The organism is Streptomyces sp. NBC_00285 (assembly GCF_036174265.1).
In the GTDB taxonomy this organism is placed as follows: Bacteria; Actinomycetota; Actinomycetes; order Streptomycetales; family Streptomycetaceae; genus Streptomyces.
The window spans coordinates 3,408,814-3,424,353 of record NZ_CP108055.1; the positions used below are offsets into that span (position 1 = coordinate 3,408,814).

The window sequence follows — 15,540 nt, forward strand, 5'->3', positions numbered from 1 at the left end:
AGTGGCGGCGGCCCTGTTGGCGAACACCCTGTACAGCGTCGGCTTCGTCCTGGAGAAAAGGGCTCTCACCGCCCTGCCCGAGGTGTCGATCCGGCACCCCGCCAAGCTGCTGGGGCTCGTCCTCAGGAGCCCGCTCTGGATCGGCGGTTCGCTGTCGCTGGCCGCCGGGTTCGGGGCGCAGCTCGCGGTCTACCGGACGCTGCCGATCGCGGCCGCGCAGGGCATCTTCGTCTCCGGTCTGGTGCTGCTGGTCCTGCTGTCGTCGCGGCTGCTGGGCGAGGAGACGAGTGGGCGGGAGCGGTACGCGCTGGGTGCCATCCTCGCCGCGCTGCTCATGGTCGTCCTCTCCCTGAAGGAGGGTTCGGACCACGTCAGCCGGGACGCCCCGTATCCGCTGATCCTGCTGGTGTGCGTGCCGTCGCTGGCGGCGGGCGTGTGGCTGTACGGGTCCGCCGAGCGGCGTACCCGGCACCGGCACCGGATGCCGACGACCGGCGTCGAGTACGGCGTGGCGGTGGGCCTGCTGTACGGGGTCAGCTCGCTCGCGATCAAGGGCGTGTCGAGTTATCTGTCGTCAACTGGATTGGGTGGAGCGGTACTTGAACTTTTGAGGTCCCCGTATCCGTATCTCCTGTTGTTCACCGGAGCGTTCGGTCTGGTGATGTCACAGGCGGCGCTGCAGCGCTGCCGGGCCTCGCTGATCGTGCCGGTGTGCACGACGGTGACCTGCCTGTACACAGCGGTGCTCGGCACGCTCTCGTTCGGCGAGTCCCTGCCCCACGACCCGGTGCGGCTCGCGCTGCGCCTCGCGGGGACGGTACTCGCCGTCGCCGTACTGCTGGCCATGCCCAAGCACGATCCGGCGCCCAAACCTCCCGTAGGTGCCAAGGAGTTGACACCCCCATGAATCCCGACGACCCGCTGCTGGAGATCCTGGCCTGCCCGCTCGACAAGGGCCCCCTGCACCTCGTACCGCCGAACGGGTCGGCGTCCGCCGAGGAAGCCCTGTACAACCCGCGGCTGCACCGCCGCTACCCGGTCGTCGACGGCATCCCGCAGCTGCTGCCGTCCTCCGGGGAGCAGGTCTCGGACGACGAACACGAAGAGCTCCTGAAGAGGATGGCTCCGTGAGCCCCGGAGGAACCCCGTGAGAGGGACGACTACATGACGACCACGCTGGCGGCACGGTTAGCGCCCTTCCTGCCCACCCGTCTGGTCGCGGCGGCCGCCCGGGCCGTCTACCCGCGCTTCGAGCCGGAGCTCGCGCGGCTCGACGAGCTGTGCCCGGCGGACTGCGGGACGGCGGTCGACGTGGGCGGCTGGTACGGGCCGTGGACACGCCGGCTGGCCGGCCGGGCGCGGCAGGTGGTGACGGTCGAGCCGGTGCCCCATCTGGCCCGGCTGCTGACCTCGGCGGCCCCGGCGAACGTCCGGGTCGTCCAGGCCGCCGCCACGGACCGGCCCGGCACCGCCCGGCTGTGGCTGCCGCCGGACGACGCGGGCGACCGCGGGGTGTCCTCCCTGGTCCGGCGCGACATCCACGGCCGGGCACTGGACGTCCGCTGCGTCACGCTGGACGAACTGGTCCTGAAGGACGTCGGCTTCATCAAGATCGACGTGGACGGCAGCGAGCTGGCGGTGCTGCGCGGGGCGACCGGCATCCTCGCGCGTGACCGGCCCGCGCTCTTCGTCGAGCTGGAGTCCCGCATCCAGCCGATCGGCCCGGTGGTGACCTATCTGTCCCTGCTCGGCTACGACGGCTGGGTGCTGCCCCGCGCCACCTGGGTGCCGCTGGCCGGCTTCCCGCTGGAGGCGCACCAGGAGACAGCCTCGTACGTGGTCGCCCAGGGCCTCCTGCGCCGGGTCCTGCCCTTCCTGCACCGCCCTCGGTACGTCAACTCGGTCCTCTTCCTGCCCGACGGCCGCCGCCCCGGTGTCAGTGCCGTGGGGGACGATGGGGAGCATGCCCTCCGGAAAGCCCCCGGCTAGTCCCTTCACCGTCCACGACTTCCAGCTGGTCCTGCTGCGCCGCATGGCCGACCACAACCCGGGCCCGGTGGAGGACGCCCGGCACCTCCTGGGCGTCTCGGTCGCGGACATGCGGGAGGCCAACAGGCGATGGCAGGCCATGGTCCGCTCTCCGCGGTCCCGCGCCGCCACCTCCCGGTACCGCTCGGTCCTCGGCACCCCCGAGACCGTCCTGACCCGGAAGATCGGCGACCTGGAGTGCGAGGCATGGCTCTGGCCCGTTCCGCTCTGGGCCGACCTCCGCTTCGAGGTGCTCCTCTCGCCGACCGGCGCAGTCTGGAACGAGTGGCTGATCCGCGCGCCGGGAGCCGAGGGCCCCGACCTGCGCACCCTCGCCGACCTCACCCCCTGGTCCTGCACGGTCGACGAGGCGGCCCGCGCCTTCGCCCCGGCCCGACCCCTGGAGGGCACGGCCCCGACCCGCTGGGGCCTGACGTTCACGGCACCGGACGCGGAGGGCGTACGGCACGAGGTGGTGGCCGAGTTCACCTGGGGCCTGCTGCAACGACTGACGGTGCGCTGAGCGCCTACCGGTCGTCCCGGGCCGGCCCGGTGGTTCGGTGTCGGGTGCCCACGAGGGTGGCCAGGTCGGCGGCCAGGGGGATCTCGATCGTGTCCAGGGCGGGGTGCCGCAGCCACTCCATGCGGGGCCGGTCCACCGAACCTTCGTGTCTGGGCGGCCAGTCCGTCGCCGGGGTGAAGTCGTCGATCACGATCCTGCCGCCGGGGGTGAGGAGACGGGCCGGGTCGGCCGGGGGGTCGTCGGGGGTCTTGCCGGTGCCGCCGCCGTCGAGGACCAGGACGTCGTAGGGGCCGTGGTCCTCGATGCGGCGCCAGTCGTCGTGGAGGATCCGCACGTCGGGACGGTCGGCGAAGACCTCCGCGGCCACCCGCGCCCGGCCCGGGTCCCGCTCGACACCGATCAGCCGTACGCCCGCACGCGCTCCCGAGGCCAGCCACGCGAGGCCCACCCCGCAGCCGGTGCCCGTCTCCCCCACCCGGCCCCGGGCCCCGCCCGCCAACGCGTGCAGCAGGCGGCCCTGTTCGGGACGGCAGGAGTAGGGGAAGCCGTGGGCGCGGGCCGCAGCGAGGGCTCGGCCGACCAGCGGGGGCAGGTGGGGTTCGTTGTCGTACGCGTCCGTTCCGGAGATCGACATGGCCGTGATTGTGCCTCGCGGCGAGGGCGTCAGGGCGCTGTCTCCACCACGTCCGCCACCACGCAACTGACGTTGTCCGGGCCGCCGGCGGCGTTCGCGCCGGCGACCAGGGAGTGGACAGCCGCTTCGGGGGCGGGCGAGGCGGTGAGGAGGTCGCGGATGGTGGCGTCGGGGACGACGGCGCAGAGGCCGTCGGAGCACAGGAGGTAGCGGTCGCCGGGTTCGGCGTCGTGCAGTCGCAGGTCCGGGGTGCCGGTGGTGAGGGCCTTGAGGAGCAGCGCCCGCCGGGGATGGGTGACGGCCTCCTCCGCGGTCAGACGGCCCTCGTCGATCAGTGACTGGACCACCGTGTGGTCGTGGGTGATGCGGAAGAGGGCACCGCCGCGCAGCAGGTAGGCCCGGGAGTCGCCGATGTGGACCAGGGCGAGGCGGGAGCCGGTCCACAGCAGGGCGGTCAGGGTGGTGCCGTTCTCGTCGTTGCCCGCGGCCACGTCCCGTACCGCCTCGGTCGCCCCGTGCACGGCGTCGGCCAGGAGGTTGAGGACGTTGCCGCCGGGGAGCTCGCCGGTGTCCAGGAACCGCAGTGCCGCCACCGCCGCACTGCTGGCGGGGGCGCCGGCCGGGCCGTATCCGTCGGCGACCGCGAGGAGGCGGGCACCCGCGTAGGCGGTGTCCTGGTTGGCGGGCCGGACCAGGCCGGGGTCCGAGTGGGCGGAGTAACGCAGTTCGAGCACGGTGGTGTCCTTCCTCGGTGCCGCCGTCAGCTCTTCGACGAGGAACGCGGCGAGGTCCCGGCGTACGGCCGTGTCCGTCTCCACCTGCGCCCAGTACGCGCGGATCTCGACGGCGGCGGCAGCGGGCGGGAGGGCGCACACCGTGCGGATCCGGGCCAGCGGCATGCCGAGTCGCCGCAGCCACGCCACCAGGCGGGCCTGCTCCAGCTGGGCCGGGGTGTAGTAGCGGTAGCCCGTCTCCGGGTCGACGCGGGCCGGACGCAGCAGCTCCAGCTCGTCGTAGAGCCGCAACGCCTTCGGTGACAGGCGGCACGCCCGCGCGAAGACCCCGATCGTCAGCCACTCCATACGGTCTCCTCCGTTCCTCGTCCTCGATGGTGGGGGTTCACCGAGGGGGAAGGTAAAGGGAGGCCCGTGGTTTCCTCCGCGGCGGTTAGCCTGCAGGTCCAGCCGTATGGGAAAGGAATCCGCCGTGCCCCGAGTCGCCCTGGTCACCTACGACCCCCGACCGCAGCCCAGCAAGGACGCCGACCTGCCGGTGCTGGTGGCCGCCCTGCGCGAGGCCGGCGCCGAGGCGGACGCCGTGTTCTGGGACGACGGCGACGTCGACTGGGGCGGGTACGACCTTGCCGTCATCCGGTCCACCTGGGACTACAGCTGGCGGGCGGACGAGTTCGTGGCGTGGGCGCGGCGGTGCGGCAAGGTGACACGGCTCGCCAACCCGGCGGAGGTCGTGCGCTGGAACACCGACAAGCGGTACCTCGGAGAGCTCGCGGAGGCGGGGGTGCCGGTGGTGCCGACGCGCTATCTCGCGCCCGGCGATCCGGTGTCGCTGCCCGAGGGGCAGGAGTACGTCGTCAAGCCCACCTCGGGGGCGGGGGCGCGGTATGCCGCGCGGTACGCGCCCGGACCCGGACAGCACAAGACCGCCGTACGGCATCTGGAGCGGATGCACGCGGAGGGGCTCACGGCGATGGTGCAGCCGTACATGCGGGGCATCGACGCGGGCGGTGAGCGGGCGCTCCAGTTCTTCGGGGGCCGGCTCCTGCACGCCAGCCGTAAGCGGGCCGTCCTCAGTCCTGACACGGCCTTCGACGCGGACAAGGTCGCCCACCCGGGCCTTGAGCCGTGGACGCCGACCCCGGCCGAACGCGAGGTCGCCGAGCGCGCCCTGGCCGCCGTGCCGAACGCGTCGGAGTTGCTGTACGCGCGCGTGGACCTCGTCGACGGGGACGACGGGCAGCCGCGGGTGATGGAACTGGAGTTGGTCGAGCCGAACCTTTTCCTGTTCCTGCACCCGGAGTCGGTGGGGCCGGTGGTGGACATCCTCCTGGCGGCTGCGAGGCGGTAGGGCCCGTCCGGCGCGGCATGCGTGGTAGGCAGTGGAGCAACGACAGTTGAAGGAGTACGACGCGTGCCCTCTCTCTTCCCGGCCCTGACCGGCGACTCGGCGGGGCGGGTAGCCCTGCGGTTCGGCGACCGTTCCCTGACGTACGCGGAACTCGCCACGGCGAGCGGCGCGCTGGCGGCCCGTCTCGCGCGGTACGACCGGGTGGCCGTCTGGGCGACACCGGAGCTGGAGACCGCGGTCGCCGTGGTGGCGGCGCTGGAGGCCGGTGTCGCCGCCGTGCCGCTCAACCCGAAGTCGGGGGAGAAGGAGCTCGGGCACATCCTGAGCGACAGCGCGCCCGGTCTGCTGCTCGCCGCACCTGGCGCCGAACTCCCTTCAGCCGCAAGGGGGTTGGAGCGCATCGACATCGACGTGCACGGCACCGGCGGCACGGCCTCCGAGCCCCGCGCGCAGGACGGCGAGGACCCCGCCCTGGTCGTCTACACCTCCGGCACCACCGGCCCGCCGAAGGGCGCCGTGCTCCCCCGCCGGGCCGTCGCCGCCACCCTGGACGCGCTCGCGGACGCCTGGCAGTGGACGTCGGACGACGTCCTGGTGCACGGGCTCCCGCTGTTCCATGTGCACGGTCTGGTCCTCGGCATCCTCGGCCCGCTCCGCCGCGGCGGCTCGGTCCGTCACCTCGGCCGGTTCAGCACGGAGGGTGTGGCCCGGGAGCTGAACGACGGCGCGACCATGCTGTTCGGCGTGCCGACGATGTACCACCGGATCGCCGAAACCCTGGCGGAGGACCGGGAGTTGGTGAAAGCGCTGAGCGCGGCCCGGCTGCTGGTCTCCGGCTCGGCGGCGCTCCCCGTGCACGACCACGAGCGCATCGCGGCCGCGACCGGCCGCCGGGTCGTGGAGCGCTACGGCATGACAGAGACTCTGATGAACACAAGTGTGCGCGTGGACGGTGAACCGCGTGCCGGGACCGTGGGCCTGCCGCTGCCGGGGGTGGAGCTGCGGCTCGTGGAGGAGGACGGGGCGCCGATCACGTCGTACGACGGCGAGACGGTGGGCGAGATCCAGGTGCGCGGCGCGAACCTGTTCACCGGGTACCTCAACCGGCCGGACGCGACGGCGGGGGCGTTCACGGCGGACGGCTGGTTCCGTACCGGGGACATGGCCGTGCGGGATCCGGACGGGTACGTGCGTATCGTCGGCCGGAAGGCCACCGACCTGATCAAGAGCGGGGGGTACAAGATCGGGGCGGGCGAGATCGAGAACGCGCTCCTTGAGCACCCGGGGGTGCGGGAGGCGGCCGTGACCGGGGAGCCGGATCCGGACCTGGGTGAGCGGATCGTGGCGTGGATCGTCCCGGCGGATCACCGATCGCCGCCGTCCCTGCGGGAGTTGGCGGAGCATGTGGCGGGCCGTCTCGCCCCGCACAAGCGCCCCCGGGTCGTCCACCTGCTGACCGCCCTCCCCCGCAACGACATGGGGAAGATCATGAAGCGGGCGCTGCATGTCTGAGCGGCTGTCCGCCCGCGAGGTGATCGCCCTGGTCGCCGACGACTTCTCCGAAATCCCTTACCCCGCACGGCAGTCGAAGCCCGACGGCCCCCTCGCCTGGCAGGGCTACGACGTCTCGCGCGCCCGCGCCGCCGAGCGCACCGGCGAGTCCGAGTCGGTCGTGTGCGGTACCGCGCACATCGAGGGCACCCGGGCCGTCCTGATCGCCTTCGAGTTCGGCTTCCTCGGCGGTTCGCTGGGCGAGGGCACCGGTGACCGGCTGGAGGCGGCGTACGTCTTCGCCCGTGAACACCGCCTCCCGGTCGTCCCGTTGGTGGCCACCGGCGGCAGCCGTATGCAGGAGGGCATGCTCGCGCTGACCCAACTCCAGCGGGTGGCACGCCAGTCGGCGCTGACCCGGGAGGCCGGGCTCCCTCAGGTCGCGGTGCTCCGCGACCCCACCACGGGCGGCGGCTGGGCCACCCTGGGGGCCGGTGCCGACGTGATCCTGGCCCTGCCCGGCGCGCAGGTCGGTTTCGCCGGTTCCCGGGTCCGCCCTGCGGACGCGGACCCGTCGGCGTACACGGCGGAGGCGCAGGTCGCGGCGGGGGCGGCGGACGCGGTCGTACGGCAGGAGGATCTGCGGGGGACTCTCGGGGTGTGGCTGCGGCTGCTGACGTCCTCGTCGTCCGAGGCGGCCCCCGTGCCCCCGTCCCTCGGCGCCACCGGGCTCCCGGCCACCGGCTGGGCCGCGGTGCTGCGGGCGCGTTCCCCGGAGCGTCCGCGCGCGGGGGCGTATCTGGACGCCTATTTCACCCGCCGCACGGCACTGTCCGGCGACCGCTGCGGCGGCACCGATCCGGGCATGCTGTGCGGGTTCGGCGAGCACGAGGGCCGTACGGTGGCGTACGCCGCGCAGGCCGGCACGGCGACCCGGCCGGCCGGCTACCGCACCGCCACCCGCCTGATCCGGCTCGCGGACCGCCTCGGCATCCCTGTGCTCACCCTGGTGGACACCCCGGGTGCCGCCAACGACGCCGAGGCCGAACGGCAGTGCGCGGGCGCCGCGATCGCCGACCTGTTCACCGCGGTGGCCGCCGCCCGCACTCCGATCACCACCCTCCTCATCGGCGAGGGCGGTTCCGGCGGCGCGCTCGCCCTGGCCGCGCCCGGGAACACGTACGCCACCGCGGACAGCTACTTCTCCGTCATCGCCCCGGAGCTCGCCGCCGCGATCCTGAAGCGGCCGCCGCAGGAGACGGAGGCGACGGCGGATCAACTCCGGGTCCGGCCGCAGGATCTGGCGGAGCTGGGGGTGATCCGCGGGGGAAGCGGACCGTCGGAGACGGGTGGCTGACCCTTCATCACGACCTTTACGCCAGCCTTATTTCCGACATAAAGGACAAAAACCCCCATTCAGCGGCACCCCGCCCGGCCCCCCAGAAAAGGCGCCCCCTTCCCCGTCCCCGCACGATGCCACTAAGCCCCGCCACCCGGCGCGGCCCACGGTCTGTGCTCTCGGGAGGACCTCCATGACCGCCAGTCTGGAGCAGCTGCGCCGCTGCCATTTCGCTGTCGACCTGGGCGCGGCGAGGACCCGGGTGTACGTGAAGGGGGCCGGGCTCGTCGTCGACCAGCCGTCGGCCGCCGCCGTGAACACCCGTACCGGCGCGCTGATCGCGGTCGGTGAGTTCGCCGAGAAGATGACGGGCCGCACCCCCGACTACATCCGCGTCGTACGGCCCGTCTCCGGCGGGACCGTCGTCGACATCGAGATGGCCCAGCGCATGCTGCGCCACCTGCTCGGCGACAAGGTCCGCCGCGCCCTGCGCCGCAAGCCCCGCCTGCGGGCGGCCGCCTGCACCCCGCACGACGCCGACCCGCTGGCCCAGCGCGCGGCGATCGAGACCCTCGTCGGGCTCGGGGCACGGCGCGTGGAGCTCGTGGACACCCTCATCGCCGCCGCCGTCGGCTGCGGGCTGCCCGTGGAGCGGCCCGAGGCCACCATGATCATGGTGTGCGGGGCCGCCGCCACCCAGGTCGCCGTGCTCTCGCTCGGCTCCATCGTGACCGCCGAGCGCATCCCCGTCGGCGGTGAGGCCGTCGATCACGCGATCGTCCAGCACCTGCGTCACGAGCACGAGCTGATGCTGCCCAGCCAGTCCGTACGACCGCTGCAGCTCGCCCTGTCCGGCAACGGTCTCACCTCGCAGGGCCCCGCCTCCACCGAGATCCACGGCAGGGACGTGGCCACCGGCCTCGCCCGTTCCGTGCAGGTCGACACCGCGGCCGTACGGGACGCGATCGAGACCCCTCTGACCGCCGTCCTGGACGGCATCGGCCGGGTGCTGCGCAACTGCCCGCCCGACCTGGTGGCCGACCTCGCCGACCGCGGGATCATGATGGTCGGCGGTTCCGCGCTGCTCCCCGGGCTCGACCAGATGCTGCGGCACGCCACCGGGATGCCGGTGCACATCGCCGAACGGCCCGACGTCTGCGCCGTACAGGGACTCGGATACATGCTGGAGGGCCGGATCGAGCCGCTGTCGCTCGACCCGCTGGCCACCTGAGACACCCCCGGTGCCCGACACCCCCCTCCCACCCCTGCTCGAAGCGATCCTCGGCGTCGGTACCGACCTCGACCTGCGCACCACCCTCCAGCACATCGTGGACAGCGCCGCCGAGCTGACCGGCGCCCGGTGCGCGGCACTGGACACGACGGATCCCGGGCAGGACGGGCTCAGCGCGATCCGCACTCCGGTGCCCGTGCCACCGCCGCCGGCCGGGATCAGCGTGCCGATCCGGGTCCACGACGGCGTCTTCGGCACCCTGCACCTCGCCGGCGAGGACGCCTTCACGGCGGAGGACGAACAGCTCCTGCACGTCCTGGCCGACCGGGCCGGCAGCGCGATCGGCAACGCCCGGCTCTACGAGGCCGCCTGCCGGCGTGAGCGCTGGATCGAGGGCGCGGCAGCCGTCACCACCGCGCTGCTCACCGGGGAGAGCGCCGCCGACGCCCTCATGACGGTCGCCGAGCAGGCCCGCATCCTCGCCGACGCCGCCGCGGGCGTCATCCTCCAGCGCACCCCCGAGGGCGGCATGGAGATCGTGACGGCGTCGACGTACGACGATCCCGGCGGCGTCGTCGGCACGACCATCGAGCCCGGCAGCGCGGTACTGGAGCAACTGCTCGGCGGGGAACCGGTGTTCATCGAGGACTCGGCGACCGACCCCCGCATGACCACGCACGTACGGCACCGGTTCGGGCCCAGCATGATGCTGCCGCTGCAGGCCGACGGCACACTGATCGGCACCCTCGCGCTCCCCCGGCGGCGCGGCGACCGGCCGTACACGCCCGTCGAGCGGCTGCTGGCCGTGCAGTTCGCCTCCCAGGCCGCCCTCGCCCTGGTCCTCGCCGACGCCAGGCACCAGCGCGAGCGGCTCGCGGTGTACGAGGACCGCGACCGCATCGCCCGCGATCTGCACGACCTGGTCGTCCAACGGCTGTTCGCCACCGGCATGATGCTGGAGTCGACCCAGCGGCGCTGCCCCGCCGCCGACGTCCAGGACGGCCTCGGCCTAGCGGTGGACGAGCTCCAGTCGACGATCCAGGAGGTCCGCACGGCGATCTTCACGCTCCAGCAGCCACCCGCCGACGCCCCGACCAGCTTCCGGGGCAAGGTGCTCAGGGAGACGGCGGGAGCGGCCGCCCTGCTCGGGTTCAAGCCGTCCGCCGTCTTCACCGGCGCCGTGGAGGCCCTCGTCCCCGAGCAGGTCGCCGCCCGTCTCCTCGCCACCCTGCGCCGGGCCCTCGCGGAAGCCTCCCGCCGCCCCGGCGTCTCCCGTGTCGACGTCGGCGTAGACGCGACGGTGAGACTGCCCGACGGACGCGGCGGCGTACGCCTGACCGTGCATGACGACGGCACCGCACCCCGCTCCGGTACGGCCGCCGCCTCGCCCGGCTCCGGTACGACCGTCACCTGGCAGTCGCCCCTGTGAAGGCGGCTCAGGCCATCTCCAGTGCGCTGCCCTCCGGGCGGAACCGCTCCAGCCGCCGCGGCGGCACGATGCTCGGCAGCAGCATCTCCCACATCAGGGTGGTCTCCTCGGACAGGTCGGCCCGACCGCTGAGGACCTGGGAACTGAGCTGCAGCCCGGTCCAGGAACCGACGATGAGCCGGGCCACCCGGCCGGGGTCGAGGTCCGCCTTCACGTCCCCGCGCCGCTGTGCCTGCACCAGGCACTCCCGGAAGAGTTCGATCCACCGTGTGTAGGGCTCGTGGACGATGCCCGTCCTGGAGCTCCGGTCGACGACCAGTCGGATGCCGGCCCGCACCCGGACGTCCGCCACCAGCCGCCGGGCCATGGAGTGCACGGTGTCGATGACGGTCTGCACGCCGGGCTTCCCGGCCTCCGCGACCGGCTCCAGTGCGTTGAACTGCTCGGCGATGAGGGCCTGGGCGAGCTCCTCCTTCGAACCGAAGTGGAAGTAGAGCGCGCCCTTGGTCACCCCGGCCTCCTTGACGATGTCGGCGAGTGACGTGCCGTGGAAGCCCTCGGCGTCGAAAGCGCGGGCCGCCCCGTCGAGAATGGCCGACCGGGTGGCCTCCGCGCGTTCCTGCCTGACCATGCGACCAACCCCTGCCTGTGTCGCGACGACTCTCGTGATCAGTCTGCCTTCCCCACACCCGCAAAAACCAACCGACTGGTACTTTTCACGGTGGTTCGGAGAAGGGACCGGGGAAGCCGCCCGGGCGGGCGGGCGTGCGGCTGGGGCGAACGCGCACGTCTCAACAGCTCCGGGTCCCCGTCAGCAGGCGAACCAGCAGCGGACCGTGGTGCCGTCGGGTCCGGCGTGGACGCGGACGAGGTCGGCGACGAGGTTGACGATGAGCAGCCCGCGGCCGCCGCGCTGGTCCCGGGAGGGCGGCCGGCGCCCGGCCAGCAGGTCGGTGAGCTGCCCCTTGTCGCGGACCTCGCACACCACGTACCCGTCCTCGGCCCACACCCGGAGCACGCCCGCACCCCCGCCGTGCAGCACGCTGTTGGTCGTCAGCTCGGCGACGGCCAGCGCAAGGTCGTCGAGCCGTGGCCGCACGAGCCCGAGCCGCGCGCCCGCGTCCTTGGCGAGGTGCCGGGCCTCGCCGAGCACATCGGCGACGAAGGCGTGGGCCGGCACGTCCGGTGCCGGCGGCAGCGGTTCGTTGTAGCGGGAGTGCACGGCCTCGAAGTCGTACCGTGCGCTCGGCCGTTCCCGGCCGGAGTCCGCGTCGACGACCACGGGGTGGGTGGCGTAGGCGTCGGCGACGACCTGCGGATCGAGCCGCCGGGTGTCGTACGGGCACAGGATGGTGGCGTCACGGCCCCGGAAGGCGGCGTTGATCAGCGCCTCGTGCTGGACGCAGGCGGGGTATTCGGTGGCCGTACGTCCCGCCCAGATGGGTTCGCCGACGATCGACACCCGGGTGCCGGGCGGCTGGGCGTCGGCGAAGGCGCGCAGCACGTTGGGGATGATCCGGCCCGGGTTGCGCCCGGCCTCCCGCATGTCGAGGAACCGCACGGCGGCCCCGGCGCCGATCTCCTCCTTCAGCAGCCGGAGGTTCTCGGTGGGCACGGCCACGGCCACCGCCTCCCCGGCGGCGAGCGCCGTGCGCACGAAGGGCACGACCCCGGCGAGGTACTCGCGCTGGTCGCGGTAGAAGAGCGCGGGATGCACAAACTGATCCGCGGCCCCTGTCACTGCGTTCACCGGGGCGTCACCGCGCTCCCGCTCACCGGAAGGCGGTGTTGTGGCGCTTCGTGCCGGATGTCCACACCGACTCCTCACTGCTGGCCGGACTGCCTCTCCTCCGATACGTCTCCCCTCCGGAAACGTCTCTGCCCGTAACCCTGGACGAGAGCGCGTCTACCCCCGGCGGGCGTCCGCCATGCCCCGCCGGGCCGGGTGTAGTCTTCCGGGCTCCGGGCAGGCGAACCCCGACACCGTCGGACCCCGCGCGGCCACATCCACGGTCAGGGCCGGGTTCCGGCGGCGATCGGTGACTCGACTTCGTGACGACTGTGGGGAGCAGCGAGGCGGACATGAGCTCAGCGGCACACACTTCGCTCGCAGGGCGACGGAACACCGTGACCGTCGAGAGCCGCCCGGACGACGACCGGGCCGTGCTCGTCCTACGCGGTGAGCTGGTCCACGGCTGCGCGGACATCCTGGCCGCAGCCTTGAAGGAGCTTCCGGACGGCACCCGCCGGATCGACCTGGACATGGGCGGCGTCTTCTTCATGGACACGGGGGGACTCCGGTTCCTGGAGGTGCTCGACACCTACGCCCGCCGCCACGGCGTGCCGGTGTCGGCGACCGGCTGGACCGGCCAGCCGCGCAGCGCCCTGGAGATGGCCGGCCTGGATCCCGGGGATCCGCTGCACGGCCCCGGGACACACCGGGAGCCCGTGCCGTCCGTGGTGGTCGCGGAGCGCACACAGCAGTTGGACCTGCTGCGCACCGAGGTCGAACAACTCCGGCAGGCGATCGCCACCCGCCCGGTCATCGACCAGGCACGCGGGGTTCTGATGGCCACCCACGCCTGCTCCTCGGACGAGGCGTGGCACGTCCTGCGGGAGGCCTCCCAGCTCTCCAACACCAAGCTGCGCGAGGTCGCCGCGGTGGTCACGGCCGGCGCCGAGGGCAGCGGCCCGCTCCCGTCGCCCGCACTGCGCCGGGCCTTGCGGACGGCGATCGACCACTGCCTGAAGTGACCTCGCCGCCGTCCGCCCCACACAGCGGAACCGGCATCGGCATCAGTACGGCAGCAGCCGCCCCGACGGGGTCCTGCGGTCGATTTCCGGCTGACGGGTGTCACGGGAGGACGAGGGTCGACGGCTGACACGAACACGGATCTGGCGGTTCATGGCGCCCTCCTCGGGCCTGGATTGCTCTTCCCCGACACGGACCAGCCTCGCCCTTGAGACGCGCCCGCACATCGTGCCCACGGAGGCACCTGCCCTGCCTCCCCGGGACGACCGTGCCCTCTCCCGCTACTCCCGGGGGAGGACAACTACCCCCGGGGATGCCCGATCAAGCCTTCCCCGAACCGTCATCCGTCCGTGCGGACTGCGCACCCTGCCCAGACATTCATAGTCAAGTCTTCCTAATGAACGCTTGTGAGCTTGTGCGACAAGGCCGATCATTGGCCGAATTCCGCCTGTACCGCCCATCCGCTGGAGCCCCTGGTGACCGCTGGCCCCCTCACCTCAGAACCGGTCGGCGCGCCGACGGCAGCCGAGTCGGAACGCCAGAAGCTGCGCAAGCACTTCGGCCGCTTCGACATCCTGTTCTTCCTGCTGTGCACCATCGTCGGCGTGGACACCATCGGCACGGTGGCCTCCTCCGGCGCGGAGTCGTTCACCTGGCTCATCGTGCTGGCCGCGGTGTTCTTCGTCCCCTCGGCCCTGCTGACCGCCGAACTGGGGGCCGCGTTCCCCGACGAGGGCGGCCCCTACATCTGGACCAGCCGCGCCTTCGGCCGCCTGGCCGGCGCCGTCAACAACTTCCTCTACTGGATCACCAACCCGGTGTGGCTCGGCGGCACGCTCTCCGTCTCCGCCGTCACGGCCTACACGACCTTCTTCAACGACGGCAAGGACCTGAGCACCCCCGCCTTCTACGTCTTCACCGTGGCCTTCGTCTGGATCGGGGTCCTCGCCGCGATCCTCTCCTTCGACGTCGGAAAGTGGATCCCCACCATCGGCGCCTGGAGCCGCTTCCTCCTGCTCGGCCTGTTCACCGTCACCGTCGTGGTCTACGGCATCCAGCACGGCCTGCACGGATTCGGCCTCGGCGACTTCTCCCCCACGTACGCGGGCTTCGTCGTCCTGGTGCCCGTCCTGATGTTCAACTTCGTCGGCTTCGAGCTGCCCAGCACGGCGGGCGACGAGATGACCGACGCCCAGAAGGACATCCCGTACGCCGTATTCCGCAGCGCCGCACTCGCCGTACTGCTCTACGCGCTGCCGATCCTCGGCATCCTGCTCGTCCTGCCCGTCAAGACCATCACCGGCCTCGGCGGCTTCATCGACGCGATCCGCCAGGTCTTCACGGTGTACGGCGGCCACGTCACCGGCGACGGCACCGCGACCCTGAACGGGGTCGGAAGCGTGCTCGGGGACCTGGCCGCGATCCTGTTCATCCTCACCGTGCTGTCCTCGGGCGTCACCTGGGTGATGGGCTCCGACCGCGCCCTCGCCGTCTCCGGGTACGACGGCGCTGCCCCGCGCTTCCTGGGGGTCATTTCCAGCCGCTTCGGAACCCCGGTCCGGGTCAACATCCTCAGCGGCCTGGTCTCCACGGCCGTCCTGGTCCTGGCCCACGAACTCACCAACGGCAGCGCGGCGAAACTCTTCGGCGCGGTCCTGGGCCTGGCCGTCTCCACCACCCTGGTCAGCTATCTGGGCATCTTCCCGGCCCTGGCGGTACTCCGCCACAAGGCGCCGGAGGTCCCGCGCCCTTACAAGGCGCCCGCTCCCCTCGCCATCAGCATCGTGCTCACCGCGTTCGTCCTGTACGCCTGCGTGCAGTTGGTCGCGCCGGGCGCTCCGTTCAACTGGTTCAGCTCCGCCTACGCCCCGGACGGCTGGAGCCACGCCGAACGCGGGAAGTACCTGCTGACGGAGCTGCTCCCGCTCATCGGGTTCATGCTCCTCGGCGTCCTGTTCTGGGCCCTGGGCAAGCCGACCCGCGCGGCCCGCCGCTGACGGACGGGCGGGCAGGCGGGCCGACGGGCGG

General features: G+C 72.6%; 15 protein-coding genes. 11 read left to right on the plus strand and 4 right to left on the minus strand.

What is annotated here, in order from left to right; genetic code table 11:
• Position 1: 1 nt before the first annotated feature.
• From OHT57_RS15730 to OHT57_RS15745, 4 genes are read left to right on the plus strand one after another with little or no spacing between them, the layout of a single operon-like run.
• A complete protein-coding gene (locus OHT57_RS15730; RefSeq protein WP_328753212.1) occupies positions 2-907 on the plus strand; it encodes a hypothetical protein in 906 nt (301 codons plus the stop codon).
• On the plus strand, positions 904-1,131 hold the full coding sequence (locus tag OHT57_RS15735; RefSeq protein ID WP_328747035.1) for a Trm112 family protein: 228 nt from the start codon (positions 904-906) through the stop codon (positions 1,129-1,131). Before OHT57_RS15730 ends, OHT57_RS15735 begins: the two co-directional genes overlap by 4 nt.
• A gap of 33 nt (positions 1,132-1,164) precedes the next feature.
• Positions 1,165-1,989, plus strand: a complete 825-nt coding sequence (locus OHT57_RS15740; RefSeq protein WP_328747036.1) for an FkbM family methyltransferase — start codon at positions 1,165-1,167, stop codon at positions 1,987-1,989.
• Complete coding sequence (locus OHT57_RS15745; RefSeq protein WP_328747037.1) at positions 1,955-2,551, plus strand: hypothetical protein; 597 nt, start codon at positions 1,955-1,957, stop codon at positions 2,549-2,551. The genes OHT57_RS15740 and OHT57_RS15745 overlap by 35 nt, the downstream gene beginning before the upstream one ends.
• A gap of 4 nt (positions 2,552-2,555) precedes the next feature.
• Here OHT57_RS15745 and OHT57_RS15750 read toward each other — a convergent pair whose 3' ends face one another.
• Both OHT57_RS15750 and OHT57_RS15755 read right to left on the minus strand, forming a co-directional pair.
• Positions 2,556-3,185, minus strand: coding sequence for an O-methyltransferase (locus OHT57_RS15750; protein ID WP_328747039.1), 630 nt, complete (start codon positions 3,183-3,185; stop codon positions 2,556-2,558).
• A gap of 29 nt (positions 3,186-3,214) precedes the next feature.
• On the minus strand, positions 3,215-4,267 hold the full coding sequence (locus tag OHT57_RS15755) for a MerR family transcriptional regulator (RefSeq protein WP_328747040.1): 1,053 nt from the start codon (positions 4,265-4,267) through the stop codon (positions 3,215-3,217).
• A gap of 124 nt (positions 4,268-4,391) precedes the next feature.
• On the opposite strand from OHT57_RS15755, the gene OHT57_RS15760 reads away from it, so the two are divergent.
• From OHT57_RS15760 to OHT57_RS15780, 5 genes are all read left to right on the plus strand, one after another.
• Positions 4,392-5,270 (plus strand): ATP-grasp domain-containing protein, encoded by an 879-nt coding sequence (locus OHT57_RS15760; RefSeq protein WP_328747041.1) that lies wholly within the window; start codon positions 4,392-4,394, stop codon positions 5,268-5,270.
• Between the two features lie 63 nt (positions 5,271-5,333).
• On the plus strand, positions 5,334-6,782 hold the full coding sequence (locus OHT57_RS15765; protein WP_328747042.1) for an acyl-CoA synthetase: 1,449 nt from the start codon (positions 5,334-5,336) through the stop codon (positions 6,780-6,782).
• Positions 6,775-8,118, plus strand: a complete 1,344-nt coding sequence (locus OHT57_RS15770) for a carboxyl transferase domain-containing protein (RefSeq protein WP_328747043.1) — start codon at positions 6,775-6,777, stop codon at positions 8,116-8,118. The genes OHT57_RS15765 and OHT57_RS15770 overlap by 8 nt, the downstream gene beginning before the upstream one ends.
• A 175-nt stretch (positions 8,119-8,293) precedes the next feature.
• Positions 8,294-9,331, plus strand: coding sequence for a rod shape-determining protein (locus OHT57_RS15775; protein ID WP_328747044.1), 1,038 nt, complete (start codon positions 8,294-8,296; stop codon positions 9,329-9,331).
• A gap of 10 nt (positions 9,332-9,341) precedes the next feature.
• Positions 9,342-10,760, plus strand: coding sequence for a sensor histidine kinase (locus tag OHT57_RS15780; RefSeq protein WP_328747046.1), 1,419 nt, complete (start codon positions 9,342-9,344; stop codon positions 10,758-10,760).
• A 7-nt stretch (positions 10,761-10,767) separates the two neighbouring features.
• Here the strand turns inward: OHT57_RS15780 and OHT57_RS15785 are convergent, their stop codons facing one another.
• Entirely contained in the window at positions 10,768-11,391 is a 624-nt protein-coding gene (locus OHT57_RS15785; protein ID WP_328747047.1) for a ScbR family autoregulator-binding transcription factor, read from the minus strand.
• A gap of 180 nt (positions 11,392-11,571) precedes the next feature.
• Positions 11,572-12,510, minus strand: a complete 939-nt coding sequence (locus tag OHT57_RS15790; RefSeq protein WP_443053449.1) for an anti-sigma factor RsbA family regulatory protein — start codon at positions 12,508-12,510, stop codon at positions 11,572-11,574.
• A gap of 332 nt (positions 12,511-12,842) precedes the next feature.
• Between OHT57_RS15790 and OHT57_RS15795 the strand changes: the two genes are divergently transcribed.
• Both OHT57_RS15795 and OHT57_RS15800 read left to right on the plus strand, forming a co-directional pair.
• The gene (locus tag OHT57_RS15795; RefSeq protein ID WP_328747048.1) at positions 12,843-13,514 is read left to right on the plus strand and encodes an ANTAR domain-containing response regulator; all 672 of its coding nucleotides are present in this window, start codon (positions 12,843-12,845) and stop codon (positions 13,512-13,514) included.
• A 474-nt stretch (positions 13,515-13,988) separates the two neighbouring features.
• Positions 13,989-15,509, plus strand: coding sequence for an APC family permease (locus OHT57_RS15800; RefSeq protein ID WP_328747049.1), 1,521 nt, complete (start codon positions 13,989-13,991; stop codon positions 15,507-15,509).
• The last annotated feature ends 31 nt before the right edge of the window (positions 15,510-15,540 follow it).

Bases quoted from the DNA above. Each gene is read 5' to 3' on its own strand.
- OHT57_RS15735 (WP_328747035.1), top strand. From the start codon at position 904: ATGAATCCCGACGACCCGCTGCTGGAGATCCTGGCCTGCCCGCTCGAC.
- OHT57_RS15740 (WP_328747036.1), top strand. From the start codon at position 1,165: ATGACGACCACGCTGGCGGCACGGTTAGCGCCCTTCCTGCCCACCCGT.
- OHT57_RS15745 (WP_328747037.1), top strand. From the start codon at position 1,955: ATGGGGAGCATGCCCTCCGGAAAGCCCCCGGCTAGTCCCTTCACCGTC.
- OHT57_RS15750 (WP_328747039.1), bottom strand. From the start codon at position 3,185: ATGTCGATCTCCGGAACGGACGCGTACGACAACGAACCCCACCTGCCC.
- OHT57_RS15755 (WP_328747040.1), bottom strand. From the start codon at position 4,267: ATGGAGTGGCTGACGATCGGGGTCTTCGCGCGGGCGTGCCGCCTGTCA.
- OHT57_RS15770 (WP_328747043.1), top strand. From the start codon at position 6,775: ATGTCTGAGCGGCTGTCCGCCCGCGAGGTGATCGCCCTGGTCGCCGAC.
- OHT57_RS15775 (WP_328747044.1), top strand. From the start codon at position 8,294: ATGACCGCCAGTCTGGAGCAGCTGCGCCGCTGCCATTTCGCTGTCGAC.
- OHT57_RS15785 (WP_328747047.1), bottom strand. From the start codon at position 11,391: ATGGTCAGGCAGGAACGCGCGGAGGCCACCCGGTCGGCCATTCTCGAC.
- OHT57_RS15795 (WP_328747048.1), top strand. From the start codon at position 12,843: ATGAGCTCAGCGGCACACACTTCGCTCGCAGGGCGACGGAACACCGTG.